This is a genomic window from Streptomyces stelliscabiei (genome assembly GCF_014873495.1).
Taxonomy (GTDB): Bacteria; Actinomycetota; Actinomycetes; order Streptomycetales; family Streptomycetaceae; genus Streptomyces; species Streptomyces bottropensis.
The window spans coordinates 8,021,206-8,035,419 of the sequence record NZ_JADBGF010000001.1; the positions used below are offsets into that span (position 1 = coordinate 8,021,206).

Annotated in this window: 16 protein-coding genes; 7 read left to right on the forward strand and 9 right to left on the reverse strand. The window is 71.7% G+C overall.

Translation table 11 applies throughout. The features are described 5' to 3' along the window. Positions 1–114 precede the first annotated feature (114 nt). Positions 115–573, forward strand: a complete 459-nt coding sequence (locus H4687_RS35320; protein WP_046919778.1) for an ATP-binding protein — start codon at positions 115–117, stop codon at positions 571–573. A gap of 134 nt (positions 574–707) precedes the next feature. Next, on the forward strand, positions 708–1,619 hold the full coding sequence (locus tag H4687_RS35325; protein ID WP_046919777.1) for an adenosine kinase: 912 nt from the start codon (positions 708–710) through the stop codon (positions 1,617–1,619). A gap of 28 nt (positions 1,620–1,647) precedes the next feature. Here H4687_RS35325 and H4687_RS35330 read toward each other — a convergent pair whose 3' ends face one another. From H4687_RS35330 to H4687_RS35340, 3 genes are all read right to left on the reverse strand, one after another. Continuing rightward, complete coding sequence (locus tag H4687_RS35330; protein WP_050398075.1) at positions 1,648–2,250, reverse strand: GTP-binding protein; 603 nt, start codon at positions 2,248–2,250, stop codon at positions 1,648–1,650. Between the two features lie 44 nt (positions 2,251–2,294). Further along, positions 2,295–2,723: a roadblock/LC7 domain-containing protein gene (locus tag H4687_RS35335; protein WP_020114192.1), complete on the reverse strand. Its 429-nt coding sequence runs from the start codon at positions 2,721–2,723 to the stop codon at positions 2,295–2,297. 74 nt (positions 2,724–2,797) lie between these two features. Continuing rightward, positions 2,798–3,073 carry a hypothetical protein gene (locus H4687_RS35340; protein WP_050398076.1) on the reverse strand — a complete coding sequence of 92 codons (276 nt, stop codon included), beginning with the start codon at positions 3,071–3,073 and terminating at the stop codon, positions 2,798–2,800. Between the two features lie 776 nt (positions 3,074–3,849). Here H4687_RS35340 and H4687_RS35345 point away from each other — a divergent pair. Continuing rightward, positions 3,850–5,091, forward strand: coding sequence for an acyl-CoA dehydrogenase family protein (locus H4687_RS35345; protein WP_046919247.1), 1,242 nt, complete (start codon positions 3,850–3,852; stop codon positions 5,089–5,091). Between the two features lie 647 nt (positions 5,092–5,738). Here the strand turns inward: H4687_RS35345 and H4687_RS35350 are convergent. The 6 genes from H4687_RS35350 to H4687_RS35375 form a co-directional block, all read right to left on the reverse strand. Beyond that, positions 5,739–6,323 (reverse strand): GAF domain-containing protein, encoded by a 585-nt coding sequence (locus tag H4687_RS35350; protein ID WP_046919246.1) that lies wholly within the window; start codon positions 6,321–6,323, stop codon positions 5,739–5,741. Between the two features lie 39 nt (positions 6,324–6,362). Continuing rightward, positions 6,363–6,965 (reverse strand): GTP-binding protein, encoded by a 603-nt coding sequence (locus H4687_RS35355; protein WP_046919245.1) that lies wholly within the window; start codon positions 6,963–6,965, stop codon positions 6,363–6,365. Next, a complete protein-coding gene (locus H4687_RS35360; RefSeq protein WP_012999871.1) occupies positions 6,943–7,311 on the reverse strand; it encodes a DUF742 domain-containing protein in 369 nt (122 codons plus the stop codon). Before H4687_RS35360 ends, H4687_RS35355 begins: the two co-directional genes overlap by 23 nt. Positions 7,312–7,316: 5 nt before the next feature. Continuing rightward, a complete protein-coding gene (locus tag H4687_RS35365) occupies positions 7,317–7,751 on the reverse strand; it encodes a roadblock/LC7 domain-containing protein (RefSeq protein WP_046919249.1) in 435 nt (144 codons plus the stop codon). Then, positions 7,738–9,555, reverse strand: coding sequence for a sensor histidine kinase (locus H4687_RS35370; RefSeq protein ID WP_046919244.1), 1,818 nt, complete (start codon positions 9,553–9,555; stop codon positions 7,738–7,740). Before H4687_RS35370 ends, H4687_RS35365 begins: the two co-directional genes overlap by 14 nt. A 545-nt stretch (positions 9,556–10,100) precedes the next feature. Next, positions 10,101–11,072, reverse strand: a complete 972-nt coding sequence (locus tag H4687_RS35375) for a helix-turn-helix domain-containing protein (RefSeq protein WP_046919243.1) — start codon at positions 11,070–11,072, stop codon at positions 10,101–10,103. A 362-nt stretch (positions 11,073–11,434) separates the two neighbouring features. Between H4687_RS35375 and H4687_RS35380 the strand changes: the two genes are divergently transcribed. From H4687_RS35380 to H4687_RS35395, 4 genes are read left to right on the forward strand one after another with little or no spacing between them, the layout of a single operon-like run. After that, the gene (locus H4687_RS35380; RefSeq protein ID WP_046919242.1) at positions 11,435–12,817 is read left to right on the forward strand and encodes an ATP-binding protein; all 1,383 of its coding nucleotides are present in this window, start codon (positions 11,435–11,437) and stop codon (positions 12,815–12,817) included. Further along, the gene (locus H4687_RS35385; protein WP_046919241.1) at positions 12,814–13,227 is read left to right on the forward strand and encodes a roadblock/LC7 domain-containing protein; all 414 of its coding nucleotides are present in this window, start codon (positions 12,814–12,816) and stop codon (positions 13,225–13,227) included. The genes H4687_RS35380 and H4687_RS35385 overlap by 4 nt, the downstream gene beginning before the upstream one ends. Further along, complete coding sequence (locus H4687_RS35390; RefSeq protein ID WP_046919240.1) at positions 13,224–13,583, forward strand: DUF742 domain-containing protein; 360 nt, start codon at positions 13,224–13,226, stop codon at positions 13,581–13,583. Before H4687_RS35385 ends, H4687_RS35390 begins: the two co-directional genes overlap by 4 nt. Next, positions 13,561–14,169, forward strand: a complete 609-nt coding sequence (locus H4687_RS35395; protein WP_046919239.1) for a GTP-binding protein — start codon at positions 13,561–13,563, stop codon at positions 14,167–14,169. The genes H4687_RS35390 and H4687_RS35395 overlap by 23 nt, the downstream gene beginning before the upstream one ends. The last annotated feature ends 45 nt before the right edge of the window (positions 14,170–14,214 follow it).

A 14,214-nucleotide genomic window follows, 5' to 3' on the forward strand; every position in this document is an offset into this window, starting at 1 on the left:
AACGAAAGGCTTACGGCGATGGCTCCGCCCACTCTCCCCCCCTCCACGGACCGGTTAGCCCCGACCATGTACCCACCCCTTGGACCAGAGACGTACGAACCGCACAGAGCGGGCGTGTTCGGACTGCCGGCGGTGCCCGCGTCGGCGGGTGAGGCGCGCAGAACCGTGCGCGAGCTGCTCGGTGAGTGGGGGGTGCCTCCGGAGACGGCCGAGGACGTCCTGCTGATCACGTCCGAGCTGGTCACCAACGCGTTGACCCACACGGACAGCGAGTGGATCGTGTGCCGGCTGCAGTACACCGGCCCTCGGCTCCGCATCGAGGTCGAGGACCAGAACAGCGGTCACGCACAGCCTGCCCGGCGTCGCCCGGGCCCCGACGACCAGAACGGGCGTGGGCTCATGCTGGTCGGCATGCTCAGCAGCGACTGGGGGGTGCGCGACACCCCACAACGGTCCGGTCGTGTCGTCTGGGCAGAACTGCCGTCGGAGGGCCGGGAAACCCCCGAGCCCGCCCCTCCGACGGCTCCGCAACGGAACGGTGGATTCCCCATGGCCGACCCGTCCTGGACCTAGGTCCCGTCCCGCCGCACGGCTCCCCGCCCGCCGCCGCCCGTGCCGGCGGGTGACCGGCGTCCCGCTCCGGTCACCCGCCGGCCCGCCCGCACGTACGCTGCCTCCACAGTGAACCCCTCGCCGCTGGAGGCACGTTGCGCACCGAGTCCGAGATCGACGTCCTCGTGCTGGGCGGGGCGGGTGTCGACACCATCGTCTACGTGCCCGAGCTGCCGCTCCCGTTCGCCGACAGCCATCTGGTGCCGGCCATCGAGACCCGGGCGGGGCAGACCGGCGACTTCCTTTCGGTGGCCGCGCACAGCCTGGGCCTGCGGACCCACCACCTCGACCTCCTCGGCGACGACCACGAGGGCGACCTGGTCCGCGCGCTGCACCGGGACCGCGGCATCCCGCTCACCGAAGGACCCCTGCCCGGCGGCACCCGGCGCGCGGTGAACCTGGTCGGCCCCGACGGCCGCCGCTGCTCGCTCTACGACGGCAGCCGGAGCCAGGAGGTGGACGAGCTGCCGCCCGACACGGTCCGGGCCCTGGCGGGGGTCAGCCGTCATGTCCACGTGTCCATCAGCCGGCCGTGCGCGGCCTCGCTGCCCCTGCTGAGCGCGCTGGGCGTGCCCGTCTCGACCGACCTGCACGACTGGGACGGCGTCAACCCGTACCACGAGACGTTCGCCCACGCCGCCGACCTGGTCTTCCTGTCGGCGGCGGGGCTCGCGGACCCGGAGAGGACCATGCGCCGGATCACCGAGCGGGGACGCGCCCGCACCGTCGTCGCCACGGACGGGGCCCGGGGCGCGTACCACCTGGTCGACGGCGAACTGAGTCACGTCCCGCCGGTGGCCCCGCCGACGCCGGTCGTGGACTCCAACGGCGCCGGGGACGCCTTCGCGGCGGGCTACCTCCTCGGCCGGCTCACCGGCGAACCGCCGAGCCGCTGTGGTCTCTTCGGCGCGATCGCGGGCGCCTACGCCTGCACCGTCCCCTCGACCCGCACCGACGCCATCGGCCGTGCGGACCTCCTCGCCCGAGCCGGGGGACCGGTTCGCTGAACCCGGGCCCGGCTCCCCAGCCGGCCCCTCAGCCCGGCCGCAGGCCCGCCGCCACCAGCCGGGCCTCCATCTTCCGGCGGGCCGCCCCGAGCACGGCCAGCAGGAGTTCCCTGCTGGACTGGCGCTGGCGGACGTCGCAGAGAAGGACCGGCACGGTGGGCGCCAGGTCGAGCGCCTGGCGGACCTGCTCGACGTCGGCGTCGCGGCGGCCGTCGAAGCAGTTGACGCCGACCGCGAAGGGGATGGACCGCGACTCGAAGAAGTCGACCGCGGCGAAGGAGGCGTCGAGCCGCCGGGTGTCGGCGAGGACCACGGCTCCGAGGGCGCCGCTGCACAGGTCGTCCCACATGAACCAGAAACGGTCCTGGCCGGGCGTACCGAAGAGATAGAGCACCAGTTCGGGGGAGACGGTGATGCGGCCGAAGTCCAGGGCGACGGTGGTCGAGGCCTTCTTCTCCACACCCCTGAGGTCGTCCACCCGCCGGCCGGCCGCGCTGATGTGCTCCTCGGTCGCCAGCGGGGTCACCTCGCTGACCGCGCCGACCATGGTGGTCTTGCCGACCCCGAAGCCACCCGCGATGAGGATCTTCAGGGCGGTGGGTACGACGGTCTCGGAGCTGACGGACACCATCCATCACCCTTTCGACGAGTTCCGGGCCCGGCCGCAGCGGCGGCTCACGCGTCCTGCACGTAGTCGGACGGGGTCTCCGCACGGGGCGCGGCGCTCAGGTACTTGCCGACCTGCTTGACCAGGGTGCCCATCTCGAACGCCATCATCCCGACGTCCACCTCCTCCGAGGCGATCGCGGCCAGCCGCGCGCCCCGGCCCGCGGCGGTGACGAAGAGGAACGCCCGCTCCATCTGGATGACCGTCTGCTGGACCTCACCGCCGTGGAAGTGGCGGGCCACACCACGGGCCAGGCTGTACATGCCCGAGCCGACCGCGGACAGATGCTCGGCGTCGTCGAACCGGATGTCCTTCGACTTGCCGATGAGGAGGCCGTCCCCGGACAGCACGATGGCGCAGCGGATCTCGGGTATGCGTTCCACGAGCCCGTCCAGCAGCCAGTCCAGTTGGGGACCGGTTCGTACCTGCTCTGTCATGTCGTGCGTGTTCCTCACGGTCGGTCGGCGCCGGGGTGGGCGCCGGTTCGTCGGGGCGCCCAGGGAAGCGCCCGTCAGGCGGCGTCGGGGCCGGGCCGTGGTGCCGGTCGGCCGTCGGTGCTGTCGGTGTCGTCCGGTCCGGCGAGCCGGGCGCGGTCCGAGCCGCGCCGGATCGCCACCATGGCGCGCGCCATGGCGTCCGGGGAGAGGGTGTCGTCCGTGTCGTCGTGCGTTCCGTGGGCCTGGGCCTCGACGGTCCGGGGCGCGGAAGGGGTGCTCCGGGGCCGGCGGGGCAGGCTCTGGGGGAGGGGCGGGGCGGCGGCCTCGGTGCGGGGTGTGTCACCGCTCATCGTGGCCACCGAGTCGTGTCGCGCGTGGCGCCGATGCGGGGGAGGGTGCCTGGCATCTGCTTCCTCGTACGACAGCGAACGTCCGATGGCGATGGGGGCGCCGAGAGCTGTCCGGCGGCCCCCGTGCTCCGGCTGGACACACCGTCGGCGATGTCAGCGGGCGGACGGAACGGTATCAGGACCCGAGCCCCGTCGTCAGCATCCGCCGGACCGTGACTTGGCGTCAACTCGGCGCCCGACACCGCTGATTGACGGCGCCCTCGGGGTCGGCCGGGGCGGGCTCGGGGAGGTCGGGCGGAGCCGCCGCTTCCGGAGGCTGCGCCGAATGAATACTTGTCGACACGGCAGAGCCGCCGAATCGGCACGGTCCGGCCACATTCGTCACCTGCGGAGGTGGCTTGAAATGTGTGGCACCCTGATCAAACCTGCCCGGACGGCGTGTCAGTTTGGTATTTGGGGGTGCACAGCGTGGAGGGAAGGCCTGTCTCGGCGGCTGTGCCTGGTGGTCTGGTCGGCGCGTGCCCGAGTTCGGGTCGGGGCAGCCGTGCAAGTTCGGCTTGGAAAGTATCAAAATGTGGACAACATCCCTTTCCTGTCTCACATTTACGTTCAGATTTCAACGGTCAATCTTTCGGCCAAACCCTCTAAACGATCTTGGCGTTAGAGGTTGATTTGTAGACCATGTTGCAGGTCGGCCCGTCTCCCACCGGAACCACGGCTGACGCACAGCCACCGCGTCTCCCCCGGGCGCGGGGTAACGCTCAGAAGGGCACGGCGTGGAACACGTCTTCACCACCCAGGACCACGAGGATCTACGGCAGCGCGTACGGGAGTTCGCCGAGCGTGTGGTACGCCCGCTGATACCCGAGATGGAGGCCTCCCGCACCGCACTGGTGGGGCTCTCCCGGCAGATCGCCCAACAGGGCTGGATCGGCGCCACGATCGACCCGGTCTACGGCGGCATGGGCGCGGGCCACCTCGCCAAGACCGTCATCATCGAGGAACTGTCCCGTGTCAGCGGCGCGATGGGGGCCATGGTCCAGGCCTCCCAGCTGGGTGTCGCGAAGATCGTCCACTTCGGCGACGACAGCCAGAAGAGGCACTGGCTGCCGAGGATCGCCGCGGGGGACGTGCTGCCGACCATCGCGGTCACCGAGCCGGGGTCGGGGGGCCATGTGGCCGGCATGGAGAGCAGCGCGGTCCGGGACGGCGACGACTACATCCTCAACGGCCGCAAGATCTTCGTGGGCAACAGCCATGTGGGTGACGTGCACGGTGTCGTGGTCCGCACCGGTCCGGGCTCCCAGGGCATGACGGCGTTCCTCGTCGAGTCCGACCGGCCCGGCTTCTCCCTCGCCGAACAGGTGCCCTCCATGGGGCTGCACGGGTTCAGCTTCGGGGAACTCGTCTTCGACAACTGCCGGGTGCCGGCCGCCAACCGCCTCGGCGAGGAGGGCGAGGGACTGGCCGTCGCCTACTCCTCGTCGGTCCTCTACGGCCGTCTCAACCTGACGGCGGTGTCCCTGGGCATCCACCAGGCGGTGTTCGAGGAGACCGCCCGGTACTGCGGCGAGACGCAGCGCTACGGAAAGCCGCTGGGGCACCTGCCCAACATCAAGATCGAGCTGGGGCGCATGCTGCAACGCCTCACCCTCGCGCGGCAGAGCGCCTATCTCGCCGCGCATCTGCTGGACCAGGGGCGGCCCTGCGACATCGAGCTGATGTCCGCGAAACTCTTCAACGTCGAGTCGTCCATCGAGTCCGCCCAGGCGTCGGTCAAGATGCACGCGGCCTGCGGCCTGTTCACCGACCGCCCGTTGGAGCGCTACCTGCGCGACGCCTTCCACATCTACGCCCCCGCCGGCACGTCGGAGATCCAGGGCCTGAGACTGGGTGAGTTCGCCCTCGGCGAGAACAAGGGCCAGTGGTCCGAACGCCTCGCCGACCTGGTCCGCACCCCGCCGGCGGAGTCACGAGAGCCGGCACCGGACCCGGTCCCGGTCGGCGAACTGGTCTGACTCCCGCCACCGGAGCCGACCCCTGCGTCAGGCCGCCGCCGACGCGGGGGTGGCTCCTCGCGCCCCCGCGCGAACGCCCGAGGGCGCCCCGGCACACCACGAGACCCGGTCGGCGCACCACCTGCCGTCGGCCGCATGGTGGACGAAACGGGCCCGACTGCCGGGGCGCTCGCGCGGCGCGCCCCGGTCCGATGCGCCGGACGGGCCGGCCCTGCGTCGGACGGGGGCGCGCGCACCCGCGACCGTTCGACCGGTGAGCGGCGGTCGGGCGCCTCTCGGACGGGGTGTCGGGCGCGGCCCGGCGGGCGGGTGCGCGGGGCTCGGTTCGACCGGTCGGCGCTGCTCGTGCGGTGTGCGCGGGTCCGGCGGGCTTTCGCTGGTGGGGTGCGGGGCGGCGTAGCCGGCGGCCGGTGGGCCCTGGGGTCGGGCGTACATCCATGAGGGTCCGGACCGGGTGCCGTCGAACGTGCCGTCGGCCCTCGTGCGTGCCTCGACCTCGGTCGTGCCCGGGGTCTCCGCAGCGCCCGGCCCCCATGTCGCGTCCGGGACGGAGAAACCGCGGACACGATGGCGTGTCCGCGGCTTTCGTCGGGGCGGGTGGTCGGCGGTCCGGACTGTCTCGACCCGGTGGGACCGCCGGCCGGGGTTCAGCGGCCGGCGGCGATGGCGTGGATCTGGTCGGACATCTCCTGGGCCATGTGCTTGATGATCTCCAGCCGCTGCCGGCCCCAGGTGCGGGAGTCGGTGTCGACGACGCAGATCGTGCCGAGGTTGATCCCCGCCAGGGTGTCGACCAGTGGCGCGCCCATGTAGGAGCGGATGCCGATCTCGTCCACGACCGGGTTGCCCGCGAACCGCGGGTAGTCGCAGACGTCGTCGAGCACCAGCGCCGCGGTCCGCTTGACGGTGTGCGGGCAGAAGCCGTGGTCCAGGCGCATCTCCCGGCTCATCGAGCTCTCGCTCACCAGCCCCTGCGCGATGTTCACGGGTCCGGCGTCCGGCGTGTAGAGCCCGGCGAAGAACTGGCGCTTGTCGTCGACGAAGTTGACCATCGCGTACGGCGCGTCCAGCTCCAGGGCCAGCCGGCGAGCGAACGCGTCGAACTCCGCCCGGGGGGTGTTGGCGAGCCCCAACTGGGCGAGCCTGGCGGCGCGTTGCGGGCCGCCCGGATCCTCGGGGGTGAGGAGCAGGCGGTCGAGCGGTGGCTCATAGGAGGAATAGGGGCTGTTCATCGGAACTCCGTTCGAGGTCGGCCGAGTCGGGGGGAAGGATCAACGGAGCACGGGTGGCTCGTACGTCGCCACGCCGGGTGTCATGCCGAGCAGATGCTGCACGAGTTCGACGAGCACACCCGTACCGGAGCTGCAGTGCCGGGCGTCGCAGAACACGATCGGCGCGTTGGACTTCAGGCCGATGGCGTCGCGTACCTCCTCGACGGAGTACTGGTACGCCCCGTCGAACTCGTTCACTCCCACGACGAACGGGATGCCGCGCACCTCGAAGAAGTCCACCGCGGGGAAGCACGCGTCGAGCCTGCGGGTGTCGGCGAGCACCACCGCACCCAGTGCCCCGTCGGACAGCTCGTCCCACATGAACCAGAACCGTTCCTGCCCGGGGGTGCCGAACAGATACAGGACGTGCTCCGAGTCGAGGGTGATCCGCCCGAAGTCCATGGCCACGGTGGTGGTGTACTTCTCCTCCACCCCGTCGAGACTGTCGGTGCGGACACTGGCCGTGGTGATGACCTCCTCGGTGCTCAGCGGAGCGATCTCGCTGACCGCCCCCACGAAGGTCGTCTTGCCCACCCCGAACCCTCCCGCCACCAGGATCTTCAGGGCGGTCGGGAAGGGGTCAGAGCCGTGCGCGTAGGCCATTGAGCACCGCCTCCAAAACATTTCGGTTGGCGGCGGAGGCCGCCTCGACCGCACGGGGCGCCCGTGCGGTGAGCGCCTCGTGCTGCACCAGGTCGGACAACAGGACTTTGGTGACGGCGATCGGGAGGTTCATCCGCGCGGCGACCTCGACCACCGGCACCGGCCTGAGGCACAGGCCGAGCACCAGGTCGTGGTCGGGGCCGAGGTCGGCGGCCGGCCGGACGCCGGTGGCCATCACCAGGGTGAGCAGGTCGAACGACGTCGAGGGTCGAGTGCGCCCGTTGCTGACGGTGAACGGCCGGACTAACCGTCCGGCCTCCTCGTCCAGGAACAGCTCGTCCGTCATTCGCGTCACATCCCCGCGCCGGACGGCGCGTTGGGCCGGCGGGCAGGCGTGGCGAGGAACGGCTGCACGGCCCGGATCAGCATGCCCATCTCGTAGCCGAGCGTCTCGGTGTGCGTGGTCGCGTCCGCGGTGACCGCCAGCACGGCGCCGTGGCCCGCCGAGGCCACGATGAGGATGCCGTTGTGCAGTTCCACGATGACCTGCCGGACGGTGCCGCCGTTGCCCAGCACCCTGTCGTGACCGAAGGAACGGCCCAGGGAGTTGAGCCCGGAGGATATCGCCGCCAGCCGGTCGGCGTCGTCGGCGCTCAGGTCGACGTGTGCCTTGCTCAAGCCGTCGGACGACAGCAGCAGCACCTGCCGGGTGCCGGGCACGGTCTTCTTGAGGTTCTCCAGCAGCCAGTCGATGTTCTGTCCGGTGGGGTGGCTATCGCTCACCATGGTGGGGTTCTTCTCCTTGCGGTCGGGGCGGGGCCCAGCGCGCGTCGTCGACGGGGATCGCGTCGGAGGTCGCGCCGGCGAGACCGAAGCCTCGGTTGATTCCGGCCAGGAGGCCGGGACTGAAGGTGAGGTCCTGCTCGTGGGTCTCGGGACGCGGCGGGGGCCCCTGACGCAGCTCGGGCGCCAGGTGCTCCATCGCCCGGCGCTTGGGCAGTACGGGACGGGCGGGCCCGCCGGACCCGTGGGGGGCGGCGCCCGGACGCTCGTAGCCCGACGAGGGCCGGTACTCGGAGCGTACGTCGGAGACGGGCTGCGCCCGCTCGTGCCGGGCGGCCGCCGGGGGCGGCACGGGGGCGGCCGGCCGCTGCGGCACACCGGCCGGGGGACCGGCGTGGGCGGACGGGGCGGGCATCGGGCGACCCGCGTGCGACGGTACGGCGCCGGGCGGCGTCGCGTGGGACCGGGCGTCCCAGGCGGGCCCGGACGGCTGGCCCGGGTGCGGTGCGGCCGGACGCGCCTGGACCGGTGTCTGCACGGGTGCCTGGACGGGCGCCTGGACGGGTATCTGCCCCTCCTCCTCGCCCAGCAGCCCCTGCGGGAGCACCAGGATGGCCTGGACGCCGCCGTAGATGTTGCCCTGCAGCTGGACCGCGATGCCGTGCCTGCGGGCCAGGGAGGAGACCACGAACAGTCCGATCCGGCCGTCGGCGAGCAGCTTGGCGACGTCGATGCGGGCCGGGTCGGCGAGCAGCGTGTTGATCCGCTCCTGGTCCTCCTGGGGGATGCCGAGGCCGCGGTCCTCGACCTCGATGGCGATGCCGGCGGTCACCCGGCGGGAGCGCAGGAGGATCTGGGTGTCCGGGTGCGAGAACATGGTGGCGTTCTCGACCAGTTCGGCCAGCAGGTGGATGACGTCGGCGACCGCGTGGCCGCGCAGGGTGCCCTCGATGGGCGGCACCAGCTTGACGCGGGAGTACTGCTCGACCTCGGCGATGGAGGACCGCAGCACCTCGGTCAGGGTCACCGGGTTGGTCCACTGGCGGCGGGAGATCGCGCCGCCGAGCACCGCGAGGTTCTCCGCGTGCCGGCGTATTCGGGTCGCCAGGTGGTCGATGCCGAAGATGCGCCGGAGCAGGTCCGGGTCCTCGACCTGGTTCTCCAGATCGTCCAGCTCACGGATGGTGCGGTGGACGAGCGACTGCAGCCGGCGGGCCAGGTTGACGAAGACCTCGACCTTGTCGCTGTTGTCGTCGGAGGCGGACTGGAAGTAGCTCGCCGCCCAGACGAGGGCCTCCCGGGCGCGGTGCTGGGCCTCGGTGACCTCGTACTCCAGCTTCTGGTACGGGTCCTCGGCGCGCGACGCCTGGTAGGCGAAGCCGCGCGAGAGCAGGGACTCGCCCCGCTTGAGCCGGGTCAGGTCCTCGTCGAGGGCCCAGTTGCCGGTCGTGATGGTCTGCCGCAGCTTCTCGGCCCGCTTCGCGTCCGACCTGGCCCGTGACCTGGCCGCCATCACGGCACCGGCCAGACAGCCGCACCCGAGGACCGCGCCGCTCGCCAGCACACTCCAGGTGGCGGCGTCGGCGGTGCCCTCCTGCAGCCGCAGGACCGTGCCCGTGACGGCGGTGGATATTCCGGCCATGAAGGCGGCGGGGAGGACGGCGAGGCGGGTCAACCGTGGCTGGGTGGCGGAGGAGTTCGCGGAATCCGACGCCCCGGTCTTTCCGTGCCGGTGACGAGACGGGGGGGCCGTCGTGTCCGGCCGACCGTGTTGCGGGGTCGTGGCGAAGGGCGGGGGTTCAGGCATCGGAGTCCTCTCGATCAGCCAGTACGCGACAGAGTAGCGAAGAACGTCAACCAGCTGACCAGCGGTCCTGGACGCTCGGGGATGGTCTGTCACCTGAGATGCCGTCAGTGGCGGCAAGGGTCTGCGACGCCTTTTTACCGTCAATCCACGAGGCGGCGCCCCAGCAGTTCTTCACATCGGCCACCGCCCACGGCCCGGTCTGTGAAAGCGGGCCGCCGGGCGGCGGGCCACCTGCGGGTTCCTTGTCCCGGCGGTCCGTCGGGGGTGTGCGCGGCGAACAGTTCGCGCCATTCGGCCGGGATGTTGTCTCGTGTCAACTTCCTTTGTGGCATGGGGGACCGGCGGCGAAGCGTCCCCGGTCGCACAGGGCGCGCACGACGCACCCGAGGAACATTCACACCAGGTGGGCCGGAAAGTGACGGAGATCGCGGGCCGGACATGCTTTGACTAAACTTTAGACTTCAACCGACCGGTGGTCCGAGCGGATGTGGGACGCTGTTCGCGAGTTGTCCTCGCCGAATGTTTTCCGCCGAACTCCCTTGTGTTCATGTGCAGTTGGGCTGCCGTATGCTCTGGCGCATCTCCCGTGGGCTGACGTCGTAGCGTCGGCGGAAGGCCGTGCTGAGGGCGCTCGCGGACGAGAAACCGGCGGCGTAGGCGAGATCCGTGATCGTCATGTGCTCGCACTCCGCACACAGCAGACGGTCCCGGACCAGACGCAGCCGCTCCTCACGGATCAGCTCCCGGGGCGTGGTCCCCGCCTTCTGCAGGGCCAGTTGGATCTGGCGCAGCGACCAGCCGAGCGCGCGCGCCACCGCCGTCCCGTTGAGGTTCGGGTCGGCCGCGTGGTCGCGCACATAGCGGCGGACCAGGGTCTCCACCTCGCCCAACTGCCCGGGGGAGTCCGGACGGTCGTCGCCGGCGGTGAGCATGCACACCAGCTCCACGATCCGGTCGGTGACGGCGTTGAACTCCGGGTCGGTGAGGTGCTCCCGCTCCTCGTGCAGTCCGGTCAGCATCGAGCCGACGATCCGGCCGAGGCCGGATCCGAGGTCCAGGCCGCTGGCGACCGGTGACCTGGTGTTCAGCCGCCCGTCCACCTCGCGGGCCGGGATGGTCAGGATGAACGCGTCGATGGCATCGCTCTGCAGGCACTGGAAGGGCGCCGCGAAGGTGACCAGCGCGGCCGTGCCCGGGGTGAGCCGGGCCTCCCCGCCGTCCTGCCGCAGGACGATCTCGCCGCTCGTCGGCAGCAGCAGCCGGTAGTCCTCGTCCGGGTCCTGGCGCACCTGGCGCATCGTGCGGGTGTACTCGATCTCGTCGGAGCGGTACTTCACCAACTGGTACGTGTCGGTGCGCTGCCGGACGGTCTCGCCGCAGAAGTCGTCCGACCGGGCGTACCTGAATCCCATCCGGGACTGGTACGAGCCGATCCGCTCGGCCCAGAAGTCGGCACGCTCGCGCGGGTTCACCTCCTCGGTGGTCAGCGCCTCGACGCTGTAACTTCCCGCGGGCAACGCCGCTCCTCCCTGGTGCCGGCCCCCGAACGCGTGCTTGTGGTCCTTTACGGTCCTCGATGGGAGAATCTTCAATCATTGCTTGATCAAAGACAGTTACCGACCGGTCGGACCCGGAAGGCACCCTAGCGTGGCAAGCGATTGCCGTGCCGCCGGACCGAGGATGGCCGACTGTGCCGCGGGAAGAGTCACGGCATCCTCCGCGGCCCCTGCGTCCCTCGTGCGCCCTGTGACAACTTCCCTGCGCGTCACGGAAAGTACTCGCGCGGCCCCGCCGCTAGCGTCGGGCGCTCCGTCAACTCCCGTCCGGCGTCCCGCACCCGCCGACGCCAGGGACGTGAGGACGTAAGGACTCGTACTTCATGACCGAACCGATACCGCAGGCGGTGACCTGGGCGCTCGCAGCCGCTCTCCTCGCCACCGCCGTGCTCCTGCTGCGCCAGCGGGGCATCACCCGGCGGCAGCGCAGAAGCAACGCCGTCCTGGCCGACGACGCGCGGGTCCGGGAGGAGGAACTGCGTCATCTGGTCACGGTCCGTCTGCCGGCCCTCGCCGACCACTCAGGCCGGCCCGGCCCGGCCGTGGGACCGCTCGACGGGCGGCTCGCCGAGACGGAGTTCGGCAAGAACCTCGACGAGGTGCTGACCCGCTTCTCGGGGGCCGTCGAGCACGCGCGGACCCGTGCCGACCAGTCCGCCAAGGCCGCCCTGAAGGCGTCCATGCGCTCGATCCAGGCCCTCGCCAACGAGCAACAGGTCTCCATCTCCGAGATGCAGGACCGGCACGACGACCCCGACGTGCTGCGCGACCTCCTCGAAGTCGACCACACCAACGCCCAGTTCGGCCGCCGCGCCCAGGTCATCGCCGTACTGTGCGGTTCCTGGCCGGGACGGCAGCGCGCCACCTCCCCGCTCGTCGAGGTCGTCCGCGGCGCCACCTCGCGCATCCGCGACTACCGGCGCGTGCGCGTCCACGGCCAGGCCGGCATCGCCGTGGAGAGCCGCGCCGTCGAACCGGTCGTCCTCGCCGTCGCCGAACTCCTCGACAACGCCGCCCGGCACTCCCGGCCCGACACCAGGGTCGAGGTCGACGTCCAGCATGTGCACAACGGCGCGTGCGTCGTCATCGACGACGCGGGCGTAGGCATGGACGCCCAGGCCGTACGCCGCGCCACCGAGCTGCTCGACGGACACGGCGAGGTGGACGTCACCCGCCTCGGCGACCCGCCCCAGTTCGGCTTCGCCGTCATCGGGATGCTCGCCCGGCGCTACGGGTTCACCGTCTCCGTGGACACCCGCTCGCCGTACGGAGGCGTCCGTGCCGTGGCGTTCCTGCCGACCGCGCTGCTCACCCACCCGGAGCCCGCCGCCCCGGAGGCGGCGGTCGGCCTGGCATCCGGGACCGAGCCCGCCCCCCGCGCGACCCGCTCCGCCGACGCCCCCGAGAGCGCCCCCGAGAACTCCTCTGCGGACACCACCGAGGGCGGACTGCCCAGACGGCGCCGGCGCACCCCCCGGCGCACGGCCGCCCCCGAACCGCTGCCGGAGCACGCGACGGCCGAGGAGATCCCCGGCCGCTCACCCGAGGAGAACGCCCGCGTCATGGGCGCCTTCGCCCGGGGCACCCGCTTCGGCCGGGCGGCGGGACGGATCCTCGACGAGGACGAGGACGAGTACGCCCCCGACACCGCCGCGGACACCGGGCGGCCCACCCCCCACGACAACGAAGGGACCCCCCGCGCATGACCGAGCCCACGACCAACGAGCTGGGCTGGATGCTCGACGACGTGCTGAAGGTCCCCGAGGCCCGCCACGCCATCCTGCTCTCCGCCGACGGCATGCTCCGCGCCCACTCCGCCGACATCGGCCGCGACGACGCCGAGCGGCTCGCGGCCGGGCTCTCCGGACTGCAGTCGATCAGCCGCAGCACCGCCGAGTTCTGCGGCCCGCCGGAGAGTCCCTGGCGGCAGACCCTGATCGAGTTCGGGCACGGCTACGTCTTCCTGGTCGCGGCCGGTGAGGGCGCCTACCTCGCGGTGTCCACCGGCGACGAGGTCGACATGGAGTCGGTGACGTACCGCATGCACAAGCTCGTCGACCGGCTCGGCAAGCAGCTGTCCAGCCCGGCGAGGCTGGACACGGGCAGCAGGGCATGACGCCCCGCCGCCGGCCCGCGGGACGTCTGGTGCGGTCGTACGTCGTCACCGGCGGCCGCTCCCATCCGACCCGCAACACCCTCGACCTGGTCACCCTGCTGATCGCCACCGGCGACCTGCCGCTCGCCGGTCTCACCCCGGAGAAGCGCCGGGTGGCGGAGCTGTGCCGCCCCGGCGCGCTCTCCCTCGCCGAGGTCGCCGGCCTGCTGTCCCTCCCGGTCAGCGTGACCAAGGTGCTGGTCGCCGACCTCATGGACAGCGGCCACCTCGTCACCCGCGCCCCGGTCCCGGCCGCCCGGCCGTCCGACGCCGGCATCCTCCAGGAGGTCCTCGATGGGCTCCGCGCCCGCCTCTGACCACGTCCCTCTGCGGCCGACGGTGCGGACGGCGGCCAAACTGCTCGTCGTCGGTCACTTCGCGGTCGGCAAGTCCACGTTCGTCGGCACGCTCTCCGAGATCCGGCCGCTGCGCACCGAGGAGGTCCTGACCGAGGCGGGCGCCCTGATCGACGACCTGGCCGGCACCCGTGACAAGACCACCACCACGGTCGCCATGGACTTCGGCCGGCTCACCCTCGACGACTCCCTCGTGCTCTACCTGTTCGGCGCGCCCGGCCAGCAGCGCTTCACCAGGCTCTGGCAGGACATGACCCGCGGCGCGCTCGGCGCGCTCGTCCTCGCCGACACCCGGCGGCTGTCCCACTCCTTCGAGGTGATGGGCGTCCTGGAGGACCTGGGCCTGCCGTACGCCGTCGCCGTCAACGACTTCGACGGCGCTCCCGTGCACGGCCTGGACGAGGTGCGCGAGGCGCTCGACCTGCTCGACGAGACCCCGCTGGTGCGCTGCGACGCCCGTGACCCGGACTCCTCCACCCGGGCCCTGATCGCCCTCGTCGAGTACCTGCTCAGCCGCGACACCGAGACCGAACCGGAGCCCGCGTGACTTCCGCACCGCCGTCCGGGCCGCCCCCGGGCTGCCCCGCCCACC